The following is a 14,732-nucleotide window of genomic DNA, read 5'->3' on the forward strand; positions in this document are numbered from 1 at the left end:
CCGAGTAAGGCCATGTAGTCAAAACCGCCAGTGACCTGTTGCCGCACGGTCGCAGGGCCTATAAAGCGCACCCCGCATCGCCTGTGGCGGGCGATGCGACGGGGCCATGCGACGGACCCTGTTTCTTGCCTGTTTCGCGCTCGGGGTCACGACCACAATGCTCACCTTCTTCCGCCGTTTCTTCCAGTCGAAAATCGGCCTGCCGATCTTCCTCGGCTTTCTGGTGCTGATGGCGCTGGCCTTTGCGGCGGCCGATATCAGCGGGACGACGAGCTTTGGCGGCGTGTCCGGCGGTGATCGGGTGGCGGTGGTCGGTGGCGAGCCGATTGCCAGCACCGAGTTGGTGGCCGCAGCCAACACCGCGCTGGAACAGGTGCGTCAGCAGCAGCCGACCCTGACCATGCCCGAATTCATCGCCGCGGGTGCGCTTGAGGAGGTGATGCGTCAGTTGATCGACCGCCATGCCATCGGCCGTTATGCCCAAAAGTATGGGCTGAGGGCCGGCGACAATCTCGTCAACAGCGAGATTCTGCAGATCCCGGCGTTCAAGTCGCTGAGCGGCCAGTTCGACGAACAGACCTATCTCGCCGCCCTGCGCGCACGGGGCCTGACCGACGCGACGTTCCGCCGCGACCTCGTCAACGGCCTGCTCGAAGACCAGCTGCTGCGCCCGGCGCTCGCCGCGCCGCAGATGCCCGAAAAGATGGCGCGCCAGTATGCCGCCCTGGTGCTCGAGCGCCGCAAGGGCGAGATCGTGCTGATCCCCAGCACCGCCTTCGCGCCTGCCTCCGGTCCGAGCGAGACCCAGCTGGCCGAATGGTATGCCAAGAACCGCAACCTGTTTATTCGGCCCGAACGCCGCACGCTGCGCTTTGCGGTGTTGGGCGAAGACACGCTCAAGGTCGAGGCAGTGCCGACCGAAGCGGAAATCGCCGCGCGCTACAAGCGCGATGCAGCCAAGTATCAAGCGAGCGAACGGCGCGCAGTTACCGCCTTCGTGGTGCCCACGCAGGACGCCGCCCGCGCGCTGGCCGCGCGGATCAGGGCCGGAACCCCGCTCGAAACCGCCGCGCGCGAGGCGGGCTTTTCCGCCTCCCCTTCTCCGCTGCGCGACCGCGAAGCGCTCGCCAACGCCACCAGCTTCGCCTTTGCCGAAAACGCCTTCAAGGCCGCGCAGGGCGGCGTTATCGAGCCGGCCCAGGGCACGCTCGGCTGGTATGTCGCGCGGCTCGACAAGATCGAGCGCATTCCCGCGCGCAGCCTTGCCGAGGTGCGCGGCACCATCGCCGAAGCCCTTGCGCGCGAGAAGCGCAATGCCGCGATCGCCGACCTGGTGGCCGAGATCGAAGGCGAGATCGACGGCGGCACCGCGCTGGCCGAAGTCGCCAAGGCCTATGGCCTGAAGGTCGAGACCACCCCGGCCCTGCTTGCCGATGGCAGGGCCTTCGGGCGTCCCGGCGTGCAGATCGTCCCGCAATTGGCGCCGGTGTTGGCCACCGCCTTCCAGATGGAGGAAAGCGAACCGCAGCTGGCTGAAGTGGTGCCAGGCAAGCAGTTCGTTGTCTTCGAGGTCGCCCGTGTCGACGAGGCATCGGCTCCGCCACTCGCCGAGGTAAAGGAGCAGGCGGTCGCCGGGTGGAAGCGTGCGCAGGGCGCGATCCTCGCCCGCGCTGCCGCCGACCGGATCGCGGCCAAGGCCCGCGGCGGCGCCGATCTGTCCGCCGCGCTCGCAGCGGAGGGCAAGTCCGGCTTCGAGCGCGAGGCGATCGACCTCGAACGCCGCGCCATGCTGGCCCGGCGCGGCCGCGACATCCCGCCGCCGCTGGTGCTGATGTTCAGCATGGCCGAAGGCACGGTGAAAGTGCTTGAAGGGCCGCGCAACATCGGCTGGTATGTCGTCAGCCTCGAGGACATCAGCACCCAGCCGGTCGAGAGCGAGCCGGGCCTGCTCGAACTGACCCGCAGGCAGCTCGCCCCGACCCTGACCGAGGAATATCGTCGTCAGGCGGCCGCAGCGATGCGCAAGGAGCTGGGCACCACCCGCGACGCGGAAGCCATCGCCGCGGTGCGCAAGCGGCTCGCGGGCGAGCAGTGAGCGCAGGCGAACCCGCTTCGTGAGCAGCCGTCCCGACAGCCCTTCTGCCGATCTGCCAGAAAACGCCGCCATGGCCGCGGCCGCGCTGGCGGATGGCCGGCCTGCGCTGGTGTGGCGCCGGATCATCGCCGACAGCGACACGCCGGTGGGCGCGGCGCGGCGGCTGATGACGCCCGGACGCGGCGACTTCCTGCTCGAAAGCGTCGAAGGCGGCGAGGTGCGCGGGCGCTACAGCCTGCTCGGACTCGACCCGGATCTGGTTTTCCGCGCCAGCGGCAATTCCGCTGCGATCAACCGCGACTGGCGGCTGGATCGCGAGGCCTTCGTCCCCTGCGCAGGTGATGCCCTGGCCGAACTGCGCGCGCTTGTCGCGGCCTGCCGGATCGATCCCCTGCCCCAAGGCCTGCCTCCGGCGCTCGCCTGCCTCGTCGGCTACCTCGGCTATGAGACCATCGGTCTGGTCGAGCGTCTGCCGCGCGCGCCCGAGAGCGCGCTGGCCCTGCCCGACATGCTGTTCGTGCGGCCCACCGTCATCCTCGTGTTCGACGGGCTGAGCAACGCGCTCTATGCGGTTGCGCCAATCTGGCAGGCCGACGATCCCGTGGCGGCGGTGGCCCAAGCGGGCGAGCGGATCGATGCCGTGCTGAGCCAGCTGGGCGAGCCGATCCCGCGCGAGAGGCACACCAGCCCGCCCGCTGCCTTGCCCGAACTAACCCCGGTCATCGCGCCCGATGATTACAAGAGGATGGTGCGCAAGGCCAAGGACTACATCCTTGCCGGCGACATCTTCCAGGTGGTGCTCGCCCAGCGTTTTACCTGCCCCCTCCCACTGCCACCGCTCGCGCTCTACCGGGCGCTCAGGCGGGTGAATCCCTCGCCTTTCCTCTATTTCCTCGATCTGCCGGGCTTTGCGCTGGTCGGCTCCAGCCCGGAAATTCTGGTGCGGGTGCGAGCGGGCGAAGTCACCATCCGCCCGATTGCTGGCACGCGGCCGCGCGGCAAGACGCGCGAGGAAGACGAGGCCAACGAAGCCAGCCTGCTCGCTGACCCCAAGGAGCGCGCCGAGCATCTCATGCTGCTCGATCTGGGGCGCAACGATGTCGGCCGTGTCGCGGCAGCAGGCACGGTGGAAGTCACCGACAGCTTCACGATCGAGCGCTACAGCCATGTGATGCACATCGTCAGCAATGTCATCGGGCAGCTCGATCCCGGCAAGGATGCGCTCGACGCGTTGTTTGCCGGCTTTCCGGCGGGCACGGTGTCGGGTGCGCCTAAGATCAGGGCGTGCGAGATCATTGCGGAACTGGAGCCCGAAACGCGCGGTGCCTATGCCGGGGGCGTGGGCTATTTCGCCCCCGACGGTAGCCTCGACAGTTGCATCGTGCTGCGCACCGCAGTGGTGAAGGACGGCGTGATGCACGTGCAGGCAGGCGCGGGGATCGTCGCGGATTCCGACCCGGACTACGAACTCGCCGAATGTCGTGCCAAGGCGGGTGCGTTGATCTCCGCCGCGCGCGAGGCGGTGCGGGTGGCGGGCGAGCCGGGATATGGCCAATGATCCGCTGCGCAGCTCTCCTGTGCGCCGCACTGCTGGCATTGGCCGCCTGTTCCGAGCAGCCCGCTGGCCAGCCGCTGGTGCGCGCACGGCTTGACGGTTCAGAGCCTGAAACCAAGCCGACCCCCACACCAACCCCGAGCATCGCCGCCGACAGCGCCTGCCGCAAGGTCACCTTCGAGCAGGTGCCCCTTACCCACTGCATCGCCGATCCTGCGAGGCACCGCATCGCTACGGCCAACCTCGGCGCGGACAGGCAGCCCTTCGCCTCGCTCTCCGCCTACGCCGTGAGTGTCGATCCGGCGAGGGTGGCCTTTGCCATGAACGCCGGGATGTATGGCGATGATCTCCGGCCAATCGGCTATTACGTCGAGAACGGCGAGCGGTTGAAGGAGCTGAATCGCGGCGCCGGCGAGGGCAATTTCTACATGAAGCCCAACGGCGTGTTCTTTGGCACCGGGGGCAATTGGCGCGTGCTGGGGAGCAACACCTTCTTCCAGACCGTGGGCGAGCGGCCCGATTTCGGCACGCAATCCGGCCCGATGCTGGTGGTGGACGGCAAGCTCCACCCCGAGTTTCAGGACAATGGTCCTTCCAGGGCGATCCGCAATGGTGTGGGCGTGAGCGCGGACGGACGCGCGCATTTCGTGATTTCCGATGCGCCGATCAGCTTCGGCCAGCTGGCGCGCTATTTCCGCGACGTGGTGAAAGTGCGCAATGCGCTCTATCTCGACGGGCAGGTGTCCTCGCTATGGGATCCCGCCAGCAAGCGCCTCGACAAGGGCCGCGTCGGCCCGATTATCGTGGTGACGAAACGCGAAGGAGCAGACGGGTGATCCTCGTCATCGACAATTACGACAGCTTCACCTTCAACCTCGTCCATTACCTGATGGAGCTGGGAGCCGAGGTGCGGGTCGAGCGCAACGACGCGTTGACCGCCGCGGAAGCGCTGCGGACCAATGCGGCCGGGTTCCTGATCTCGCCCGGCCCCTGCACGCCCAACGAGGCGGGAATCAGCCTCGATCTGGTCGCCGCCTGCGCCGATGCGCAGCGGCCGCTGATGGGCGTGTGCCTTGGCCATCAGGCGATCGGGCAGCATTTCGGCGGGACGGTGCAACGCGGCGGCCTGATGCACGGCAAGACCTCGCCCGTCACCCACGACGGCACGGGCGTGTTCGCCGGCCTGCCCTCGCCTTTCGTCGCCACCCGCTATCACAGCCTCGAGGTGGTGGATTTGCCTGCCGAGCTGATCGCCAATGCCCATGCCGAAACGCCGGGGGCCGATCACCCCAGCGTCATGGGCTTGCGCCATGCCAGCCTCCCGATCCACTCCGTGCAGTTCCACCCCGAAAGCATCGCCACCGAGCATGGCCATGCGCTGCTCGCCAATTTCGTGCGCCTGTGCGGCCTCGATCCGGTGCTGCCCGAAAGGCTGCGCGCATGAGCCTGCTGCCCGACGTTTCCACGCCCCTGTCCGAAGCCGAGGCCGAAGCCGCCTTCGGCGTGCTGCTCGACGGCGCGCCGTCCGAGCAGGAGATTGCCCAATTCCTCCTTGCCCTCTCCGCACGCGGCGAGACCGCGGCGGAAATCGCCGGCGCGGCGCGGGCGCTCAGGGCGCGGCTGATCCCGATCGAAGCGCCCGACGATGCGATCGACGTGTGCGGCACCGGAGGCGACGGGCACCACACATTGAACGTCTCGACCGCCGTGAGCCTCGTGGTCGCGGCCTGCGGGGTGCCGGTGGCCAAGCACGGCAACCGTGCGGCCAGCTCCAAAGCGGGCGCGGCCGACACGCTCGAAGCCCTCGGCCTCGACATGGACGCGGCCGGGCGTACGGCGGAAAAGACGCTTGCCGAAATCGGCATCTGTTTCCTGTTCGCGAGGAACCACCACCCCGCGATGGCGCGTATCCAGCCCATAAGGGTGCGGATCGGCCAGCGTACGATCTTCAATCTGATGGGCCCCCTATCCAACCCCGCGAAGGTCAAAAGCCAGTTGATCGGCATCGCCCGCCCGGCTTACGTGCCGATCTATGCCGACGCGCTGGCACGGCTCGGCACCGGAAAATCGCTGATCGTCTCCGGCGATGAGGGGCTCGACGAATTGAGCCTCGCAGGCGGCAATGAGATCGCGGTCGTGACCGGAAATGCCTTCCGGATGGAGCGCGTCGATGCCTCCGCGGCCGGCCTGCCCCATGCCCCGATCGAGGCAATTCGCGGCGATGATGCAAGGCACAATGCGGCAGCCCTCAAGGCGCTGCTGATGGGCGCCCCCGGACCCTATCGCGACGCCGTGCTGTTCAATGCCGCCGGCGCGCTGCTGGTCGCGGGGCGCGGCAGCGACTGGCCCGAGCGCGCCGCCATGGCCGCCGAGGCGATCGATTCGGGCGCGGCGCTGGCGCTGCTCGAGAGGTGGATCGCGCTGGCGCGATGAACGCAAAGTGAAAGACATGAACAGGCTCGATGAAATCTGCACGGCCAAGCGTGCCATTGTCGCCGCCCGCAAGCGCGCGATCAGCAATGCCCAACTAGCCGAAGCCGCACGCATCCAGACGGCCCCGCGCGGCTTCGAGGCCGCCCTGCGCGCGCGCGCTGCCACCGGTTACGCGCTGATCGCCGAGATAAAGAAGGCCAGCCCATCCAAGGGCCTGATCCGCGCCGACTTTCGCCCTGCCGAACACGCCGCCGCCTACGAGGCAGGCGGTGCGGCCTGTCTTTCGGTCCTGACCGATGCGCCTTATTTCCAGGGGCACGAGGACTATCTGGTCGAGGCCCGTTCAGCCTGCACGCTGCCGGTGCTGCGCAAGGACTTCATGGTCGATCCGTGGCAATGCCTCGAAGCCCGCGCAATCGGGGCCGATGCGATCCTGATCATCGTCGCCGCGCTCGAGGACGGCATGATGGTCGAGATCGAGGCCGCCGCGCAGGAACAGGGCATGGACGTACTGGTCGAGGTGCACGATGCGGTCGAGCTGGAGCGCGCCCTCCGCCTGCTCAAGTCGCGCCTGATCGGGGTCAACAACCGCGACCTCAAGACCTTCACCACAAGTCTGGCTGTCACCGAGCGCCTCGCCCCGCTGATGCCGCCGGGCACGCTGATCGTCGGCGAGAGCGGGATCAACAGCCATGCCGACTGCCAGCGCTTGGAAGCCGCTGGCGTCCGCAGCTTCCTGGTCGGGGAAAGCCTGATGCGCGCCGCGGACGTCACCGCCGCCACCCGCGCCCTGCTTCAAGGCGGGCACTGATCAAAGCGCTGGCTGTCCTACGCTGCAAAAATCGGGCAAGAACCTCGCGATGACCCGCGCCGGCCCCCTTCCCAATAACGCCTCCGACGTAACCCGAACGAGGCCGGGACTTTGCCTTCAGGACAGTGTCTCATGTGTCTCCAATAGGCTCCGGCAGCAAGAAACGGAGGCGCTTTGATGAACGGGACGCGTGATCTGGGGGCTGGGCGACTCACCCATCTCGGCGATGATGGTGCGGCGCGGATGGTCGATGTCGGCGCCAAGCCCGCTACCGCAAGGCGCGCTGTGGCCAGTGGGCGAATTGCCATGTCGGCAGAGGCGCTGGCGGCGATCCGCGCGGGCAACGCCCCCAAGGGCGACGTGCTCAGCACCGCGCGTCTGGCCGGAATCATGGCCGCCAAACGCACCGGCGAGCTGATCCCGCTTTGCCACCCGCTTGCGCTCGAAGCAGTCAATATCGACTTCGCCTTCGAAGCAGACGCGATCCGCGCCACTGCCACCGCCTCGCTCACCGGCAAGACCGGCGTGGAAATGGAAGCCATCACAGCGGTTTGCATCGCTTTGCTCACAATCTACGATATGACGAAAGCGATCGACAAGGCGATGGTGATCGAGGGCGTGCGCCTTATCGCCAAGTCCGGCGGCAAGTCGGGCGCTTGGCAGGCGACGAAAGCATGAGCGCCTTACCCTCGCTGGAGGAAGCGCAGGAGCGCCTGCTGGCGCTGGCGCCGCAGCCGCAGGTGACGATGCTCGGCCTGTCGCAGGCGACGACAAAAGGCTACCTTGCGCAGGACATCGTGGCATTGCGCAGCCAGCCAGCCGCCAATCTCTCGGCGATGGACGGCTATGCGATTTCTGGCCCCGGCCCGTGGCGGAAGGTGGGAGAAAGCCGCGCGGGTGCCCCGTTCAGCGGCACGCTCGCCAGCGGAGAATGCGTGCGCATCTCGACCGGCGCGGTGGTTCCGGAAGGCGCGTGCAGCATCCTGATCCAGGAAAATGCCATGGTGGACGGGGACACCTTAGCGACCGCACCGGGCGAGCAGCCCCCGCCCGCAGGTCGGCATTTCCGCCGTGCGGGCTTTGACTTCCGCAAGGGCGACATCGTCCTGCACAAGGGCACGCCGCTGACCCCGGCCACGGTGGCACTGGCGATTTCCGCCGGACACAAGGCGCTACCGATCGTCGCGCGTCCCTCGGTCGCGGTGCTCGACTGCGGCGATGAACTGGTACCGGTCGGCGATCCCGCCGCCGTGCACCAGATTCCCGCCAGCAACGGTGTGATGCTAAGCTGGATGCTTGCGCCTTACATCGGGGAGGTTGATGCCATCCTCGGCCCGGTTGCCGATGATCCCGCAGCGCTCGCCATGGCGCTGCGCCGGGCCGAGAACTGCGACATCCTCGTCACCTCGGGCGGGGCTTCGGTGGGTGAGCACGACCTGGTCCGGCAGGCGCTCGGCGACTGGGGGGCGACAATCGATTTCTGGAAGGTGGCGCTCAAGCCCGGAAAGCCGCTGATGGTGGCGACCCGGCCGCGTGAGAATGGGCGGCTGCAAATAATCCTCGGCCTGCCGGGCAATCCGGTTTCCAGCTTTGTCACCGCCTTCCTGTTCGCCCTGCCGCTGGTGCGTGCGGCGCTGGGCGCGGCCGATCCCCTGCCCCGCGCGGTGACGATGAAGGCAGGCGAGGCCCTGCCCGCCACCCAGAAGCGTCGCGAGTTCCTGCGCGGGGTGTGCGACGGAACCAGCGTGCGGCTTGCCGGATCGCAGGATTCCTCCGCGCTCGGCGCCCTCGCCGCCGCCGACTGCCTGATCGACCGTCTGCCAGACTCGCCTGCCCTTGCGGCAGGAGAACCGGTTCGGGTCTTCCTGCTGCGCGAAGGCTGATTTGCAAGGCTTTGCGCCGCAGCGCGCTTGACTCGTTCTGCCAAGTTGCCTAATTGTTCCTTGTTCGTTCACCATAAAGGTGCACGTTCGATGCACCCTGCCGCACCGGCGCGGCGCGGACGTGACCGTGGGAGATCTGATCCATGCTGACCGCAAAGCAGCACGAGTTGATCCGCTTTATCCAGCAGCGGCTGGAAGAAACCGGTATCTCGCCCAGTTTCGAGGAAATGAAGGAAGCGCTTGATCTCAAGAGCAAGTCGGGCGTACACCGGCTGATCTCCGCGCTCGAGGAACGCGGTTTTCTGCGTCGCCTGCCCAACCGCGCCCGTGCGCTCGAAGTGGTGCGCCAGCCCGCGGATGTGACGCCCGCCCGCAAGGCTTCGTCAGGCGGCCGTGGGGGGGCGATGCCCGCGCCGCACAGTCCGGCGATGCAAGCAGCCAATGACGTGATCGAACTGCCGCTGCACGGCCGCATCGCCGCTGGCGCCCCGATCGAAGCGCTCGAAGGACAGAGCACCCTGCCCGTTCCCGCCGCACTGCTCGGCCCCGGCGAGCATTACGCGCTTGAGGTCTCGGGGGATTCGATGATCGAGGCCGGCATTCTTGACGGGGATTTCGCGCTGGTTCGCCGCACCGACAGCGCCCGCGACGGTGAAATCGTCGTGGCGCTGGTACGTGGTGAGGAAGCGACCCTCAAATATTTGCGCCGGGAAGGCGGACGAGTGCGCCTCGATCCGGCCAACCCCGCCTACGATCCGCAGTACTACCGCCCCGATGAAGTGCAGGTACAGGGCAAGCTCGCTGGGCTGCTGCGCCGCTATCACTGATGGCCTGAAGGTAGGCGCAGGGGCAAGGCCGCTCTGCCCAGTGCCCGCCACCAGCCGTGGCTTCCCTCGCGCTCGGCGACACTCTCGATCCGTCCATCGGCGAGGGTGATCGACAGGCCACCGCTGCGCGCCAGCAGCCTCCGATCGGCCTTGAGCCAGCGCGGTCGGCAGGATCGTGGGAGGAAGCGGTCGGCGATGACGATGTCGGACAGCGCGCAAGCGGTTGCCAGCCCGCGCTCCTCGACCCTGTCACGACTGCGCGCCATCAGCACAATCCAGTCTCGCCCCTCGCGCCGGACGGTCAGCGTGCAAAAGGCGCTCGAACAGCGCGCTCCCGGCCAGTCAACCATGGGTATCGGCGCGGCAGCAACCCCGGCCAGCTCGAGCAGGTTGTTACGCCCATAGCTCGACCGGCTGTCGCGCAGCGAAATCAACCGGCGCGTGCCATCGCTCGCGGTTTGGGTGATGCCCACCTGGCGCCCGTCGCCCGTCACCAGCAGATCGGGAACGGGGGTGGACAGGGTGAACAGGCTTGCCAATAGCAAGGGTACCAGACCGAATAGGCGAATTCGCCCGCTCCACAGCGCCAGCCACAGGCCCCCGGCTGCAAACAGCGCGATCACCGTCCCGCTGATCTGCGGCATCAGCTTGACCGCTCCGGGCTGGTTCGCGGTCAAATGGGCGATCGCCAGCACCAGGTCGAGCGACTGGCGCACCGCCCACCAGAACGGTGCACCCGCCCCCGCCAGATCGAACAGCAGTCCGAGCGCGATCAGTGGCATCGCCACGAAGGTGACAAGCGGGATCGCGGCAAGATTGGCAAAGGCCCCGTAAATCCCGGCGCGATGAAAGTGGAACAGGACAATCGGCATCAGCGCCAGCTCGATCACGATCCCTGTGACGAACAGCATCACCACCCGCCGAGCCGCGCGCGCCCACCACGGCTCGTCGCGCGCGGCTAGGAAGGCGCGCACTGGCGCGCTGGTTGACAAGGCGATGATCGCCAGCACCGCAGAGAAGCTCATCTGGAAACTCGGCCCGACCGCGCTCTCGGGCCACAGCAGGAGCACGAAGCCTGCTGCCACCGCCACCATCCGCAGCGACAAGGCATCGCGGCCGAGCACGAGAGCCAACAGCACCAGCATCGCCGCCGCGCAGCTGCGCACGGTCGGCACCTCGGCTCCGGTGAGCAAGGTATAGGCGATCCCCGTCAGCGCCCCGCCCGCCGCCGCCACCACGGGCAGCCGCGCGCGCAAGGCAAGCGCAGGCCACAGCGCGAGCAGCCTGAGCACCGCGAAATAGGCCGCCGCGATCACCGCGCTGACATGCAGGCCGCTGATCGACAGCAGGTGCGTGAGGCCCGAATCCCGCATCGCGACTTCATCTGCCTGGCTGATCCCACCGCGGTCCCCGCTGGCAAGGGCGGCGGCGACGGCTCCGGCCGACCCTTCGACCCGCGACCGCACGTGGGCCGCGAGTGCGCGCTGGATCGACGCGATCGTCCCGCCGGATGGCGCGGGCGTGACCAGTTCGACCGGCCCGATCGCACTCCCGGTCGCCGCAAGCCCCTTGAACCAGGCGGCACGGGCAAAATTGTAAGCACCGGGCAGCATCGGGCTTGCCGGCGGCATCAAGCGCGCTCGCAGACGCACCACGGCGCCTTCGGCGAGCGCAGGTTCCGAAAGCGGGCCGGACAGGGCAGCGAGCGGAACATTGACGCGCACCTTGCGCGCCTCGCCGCGCCTGCCCTCCTCGGCAAGGCGCACGGCCAAGGTCAGCCGGATACGCCCCTCGGCAAGTTGATCCTCGCGTTCGAGCACCAGACCTTGCATCTGTTCAACCCGCGGCGCGGCGATCGGCGGCGTGCCGACGATCTCCGAGCGAGCCCAGATTACCGCCACCCCCGCTGCAAACACCAGTCCACCGGTGATCAGCGCGAGGCGCAGGTGCACCCGCGCATCGGCCGCGGCGCTTCCTGCCGGCCAGACAAGCGCGGCTGCCAGCGCCAGGCCACATCCTGCGCCGATCGCCGCCAGCCATTGCCACACCTCGGGCAGCGCGAACCAGGCCAGGATCCCGCTCATGAACAGCACCGCCAGCCATGGGGCGCGATCGAACCCTGCGGCGGCGAGAAACCGCTCTGCCCCTTCCGTCATGCGCCCTGCAAGCCCCGCACCGGTGCTGGACAATCGCCTGCTGCTTTGCCAAGGCCGCGCCGACATGACGGACCCAGCAGCGGTGCTGCCGGGGTCGTCTCCCATCGGAATGAACGGCACATCGCGCATCGGCTTGCCCCATGACCGGCAAGGCACCGGAAAAGCCAGCGCCAAGCCGCTCAAAGTGAACAGGAATTGACAGTCCATGGCAAGCGAAAGCAGCAGCGCGCACACCGCCCGGACCGGGGAAGTGGTAACCCGTTTCGCGCCCTCGCCCACCGGCTTTCTGCATATCGGTGGGGCGCGCACGGCGCTGTTCAACTGGCTTTACGCCCGCCACCATGGTGGCCGCGCCCTGCTGCGGATCGAGGATACCGACCGTAAGCGCAGCACCCAGGAAGCGATCGACGCGATCATCGAGGGACTGGACTGGCTCGGGCTCGATTACGACGCCCCGCCAATCTTCCAGTCCGATCGTGCGGAACGCCATGCCGAGGTTGCTTGGACGCTGCTGAAGGCTGGCTACGCCTATAAGTGCTTCGCCACCCCCGAAGAACTCGAAAGGATGCGCGAGGAGCAGCGCGCCCAGAAGAAGCCGCTGCGCTATGACGGGCGCTGGCGCGACCGCGATCCATCCGAGGCGCCCGAAGGCGCGCCTTTTACCATCCGCCTCAAGACACCAGACACGGGCGAAGTCACGATCCACGATCGGGTGCAGGGCCCGGTGACGGTGAAGAACGAGGAAATCGACGATTACATCATCCTGCGCGCCGACGGCACGCCGACCTATATGCTCGCGGTGGTGGTCGACGATCATGACATGGGAGTGACCCACATCATCCGCGGCGACGATCACCTCAACAACGCCTTCCGCCAGCTGCCGATTATCCGCGCGATGAATGCAATCGAAGGGGGCTGGCCCGATCCGGTCTATGCCCACATCCCGCTGATCCACGGCAGCGACGGAGCGAAGCTGTCCAAGCGCCACGGCGCACTGGGCGTGGAGGCCTATCGCGACGAATTCGGCATCCTGCCCGAGGCGCTGTTCAACTACCTGCTGCGTCTGGGCTGGGGTCATGGCGACCGCGAGGAGATCACCCGCGAGGAGGCGATCACGCTGTTCGACCTGAACGGGGTGGGCAAGAGCCCGTCGCGCTTCGACATGAAGAAGCTGGAGAATCTCAACGGGCATTACCTGCGCGAGGCCGACGATGCGCGCCTTGCCGCGCTGGTGGCGGCGCGGATCGGCGAAGGCGCCGACGAGGCGCTTTTGACGCGGGCCATGCCGGTGCTCAAAGTGCGCGCAAAGAACCTCAATGAAGTGGCTGATGGAGCTGCATTTCTCTTTGCCAAGCGACCACTCGCAATGACCGAGAAGGCGGCCCAGCTGCTCGAAGGCGACGCGCGCACGATCCTGCGCAGCATTTGCAACGCGCTTGCAGCGCAAAACGACTGGACAAGCGACGCGCTCGAAGCCACTACGAAAGCGCTTGCGGAGGAACTGGGATTGGGCCTTGGCAAGCTGGCGCAGCCGATGCGCGCAGCGCTGACCGGGACGACCACCTCACCCGGAATTTTCGATGTTCTGGTCCTGCTCGGCCGGGACGAGGCTCTTGCACGGCTTGAAGCCCAAGCGGCGTAGAAGCGGTTGCAAGGGAGGTAAATTGGACAGGAGACAGACCTTGGCAGACAAGCTGGCGAAACTCGAAATGGACGGGAAAACCTACGAGTATCCGGTGCTCGAAGGCAGCACCGGCCCTGATGTGATCGATATCCGCAAGCTCTACGCGCAGACGGGCCTGTTCACTTTCGATCCCGGTTTTACCTCGACCGCCAGCTGCGAAAGCGCGCTGACCTATATCGATGGTGACGAAGGCGTGCTGCTGCACCGCGGCTATCCGATCGGTCAATTGGCCGAACATTCGAGCTTCATGGAAGTCAGCTACCTGCTGCTTAACGGCGAATTGCCGAGCAAGCAGCAGCTCGACGACTTCACCTACACGATCACGCGTCACACCATGCTGCACGAGCAGCTGATGACCTTTTATCGCGGCTTCCGCCGCGACGCGCACCCGATGGCAGTCATGTGCGGCGTCGTTGGCGCGCTATCGGCGTTCTATCACGACAGCACCGACATCTCCGATCCCGAACACCGCAAGATCTCCTCACACCGTCTGATTGCCAAGATGCCGACGATCGCGGCGATGGCCTACAAATATTCGGTCGGCCAGCCCTTCATCTACCCGGACAACTCGCTCAGCTACACCGGCAATTTCCTGCGCATGACTTTCGGTGTGCCGGCCGAGCCCTATGAGGTGATCCCGGCGGTGGAACGCGCGATGGACCGGATCTTCATCCTCCATGCCGATCACGAACAGAACGCCTCGACCTCGACCGTGCGGCTGGCCGGTTCTTCGGGCGCGAACCCGTTTGCCTGCATCGCCGCCGGCATCGCCTGCCTGTGGGGCCCGGCTCATGGCGGCGCCAACGAAGCGGCACTCAACATGCTCAAGGAGATCGGCACGCCGGATCGCATCCCGCATTACATCGAGCGCGCCAAGGACAAGAACGATCCGTTCCGCCTGATGGGCTTCGGCCACCGCGTGTACAAGAACTACGACCCGCGCGCCACGGTGATGCAGAAGACCGTGCGCGAGGTGTTCGATGCGCTGAAGGTCAACGACCCGCTGTTCGAAACCGCGCTGCGGCTCGAGGAAATCGCGCTCTCCGATCCCTACTTCATTGAGAAGAAGCTGTTTCCGAATGTCGATTTCTATTCGGGCATCATTCTCTCGGCGATCGGCTTTCCGACCACGATGTTCACCGCGCTCTTCGCGCTCGCGCGCACGGTGGGCTGGGTCGCGCAGTGGAACGAGATGATCAGCGATCCTGCACAGAAGATCGGTCGCCCGCGCCAGCTCTACACGGGTCCAACCCAGCGCGATTACGTGCCGCTGAGCCAGCGCTAAGCC

The 14,732-nt window shown here is 66.9% G+C and carries 13 protein-coding genes; 12 read left to right on the forward strand and 1 reads right to left on the reverse strand.

All coding sequences use genetic code 11. From position 1 onward, the window contains the following. The first annotated feature begins 106 nt into the window (after window positions 1–106). The 9 genes from BZF61_RS13455 (at window position 107) to lexA (ending at window position 9,604) form a co-directional block, all read left to right on the forward strand. Complete coding sequence (locus BZF61_RS13455) at window positions 107–2,095, forward strand: peptidylprolyl isomerase (RefSeq protein WP_245804647.1); 1,989 nt, start codon at window positions 107–109, stop codon at window positions 2,093–2,095. Window positions 2,096–2,165: 70 nt separating this feature from the next. Continuing rightward, window positions 2,166–3,653 (forward strand): anthranilate synthase component I, encoded by a 1,488-nt coding sequence (trpE, locus tag BZF61_RS13460; RefSeq protein WP_086619950.1) that lies wholly within the window; start codon window positions 2,166–2,168, stop codon window positions 3,651–3,653. Beyond that, entirely contained in the window at window positions 3,650–4,486 is an 837-nt protein-coding gene (locus tag BZF61_RS13465) for a phosphodiester glycosidase family protein (RefSeq protein ID WP_169711973.1), read from the forward strand. Before trpE ends, BZF61_RS13465 begins: the two co-directional genes overlap by 4 nt. Then, the gene (locus tag BZF61_RS13470; protein WP_086619911.1) at window positions 4,483–5,094 is read left to right on the forward strand and encodes an anthranilate synthase component II; all 612 of its coding nucleotides are present in this window, start codon (window positions 4,483–4,485) and stop codon (window positions 5,092–5,094) included. The genes BZF61_RS13465 and BZF61_RS13470 overlap by 4 nt, the downstream gene beginning before the upstream one ends. Next, on the forward strand, window positions 5,091–6,083 hold the full coding sequence (gene trpD / locus BZF61_RS13475; RefSeq protein WP_086619912.1) for an anthranilate phosphoribosyltransferase: 993 nt from the start codon (window positions 5,091–5,093) through the stop codon (window positions 6,081–6,083). The genes BZF61_RS13470 and trpD overlap by 4 nt, the downstream gene beginning before the upstream one ends. 16 nt (window positions 6,084–6,099) lie before the next feature. Then, window positions 6,100–6,894, forward strand: coding sequence for an indole-3-glycerol phosphate synthase TrpC (gene trpC, locus BZF61_RS13480; protein WP_086619913.1), 795 nt, complete (start codon window positions 6,100–6,102; stop codon window positions 6,892–6,894). Between the two features lie 177 nt (window positions 6,895–7,071). Beyond that, on the forward strand, window positions 7,072–7,572 hold the full coding sequence (gene moaC / locus BZF61_RS13485; RefSeq protein WP_086619914.1) for a cyclic pyranopterin monophosphate synthase MoaC: 501 nt from the start codon (window positions 7,072–7,074) through the stop codon (window positions 7,570–7,572). After that, a complete protein-coding gene (locus BZF61_RS13490) occupies window positions 7,569–8,777 on the forward strand; it encodes a molybdopterin molybdotransferase MoeA (protein WP_086619915.1) in 1,209 nt (402 codons plus the stop codon). The genes moaC and BZF61_RS13490 overlap by 4 nt, the downstream gene beginning before the upstream one ends. 143 nt (window positions 8,778–8,920) lie before the next feature. Continuing rightward, window positions 8,921–9,604, forward strand: a complete 684-nt coding sequence (gene lexA / locus BZF61_RS13495; RefSeq protein ID WP_086619916.1) for a transcriptional repressor LexA — start codon at window positions 8,921–8,923, stop codon at window positions 9,602–9,604. On the opposite strand, the gene BZF61_RS13500 is transcribed toward lexA, so the two are convergent. Beyond that, entirely contained in the window at window positions 9,598–11,760 is a 2,163-nt protein-coding gene (locus tag BZF61_RS13500) for a ComEC/Rec2 family competence protein (RefSeq protein WP_245804648.1), read from the reverse strand. The genes lexA and BZF61_RS13500 overlap by 7 nt on opposite strands. Before the next feature lie 22 nt (window positions 11,761–11,782). On the opposite strand from BZF61_RS13500, the gene BZF61_RS15845 reads away from it, so the two are divergent. From BZF61_RS15845 to BZF61_RS13510, 3 genes are read left to right on the forward strand one after another with little or no spacing between them, the layout of a single operon-like run. Beyond that, on the forward strand, window positions 11,783–11,959 hold the full coding sequence (locus BZF61_RS15845) for a hypothetical protein (RefSeq protein ID WP_169711972.1): 177 nt from the start codon (window positions 11,783–11,785) through the stop codon (window positions 11,957–11,959). A gap of 6 nt (window positions 11,960–11,965) precedes the next feature. Beyond that, window positions 11,966–13,402 (forward strand): glutamate--tRNA ligase, encoded by a 1,437-nt coding sequence (gltX, locus tag BZF61_RS13505; RefSeq protein ID WP_086619917.1) that lies wholly within the window; start codon window positions 11,966–11,968, stop codon window positions 13,400–13,402. 40 nt (window positions 13,403–13,442) lie between these two features. Further along, window positions 13,443–14,729, forward strand: a complete 1,287-nt coding sequence (locus tag BZF61_RS13510) for a citrate synthase (protein ID WP_086619918.1) — start codon at window positions 13,443–13,445, stop codon at window positions 14,727–14,729. Window positions 14,730–14,732: the final 3 nt, after the last annotated feature.

It is taken from the genome of Erythrobacter tepidarius (assembly GCF_002155695.1).
Lineage (GTDB): Bacteria > Pseudomonadota > Alphaproteobacteria > Sphingomonadales > Sphingomonadaceae > Erythrobacter > Erythrobacter tepidarius.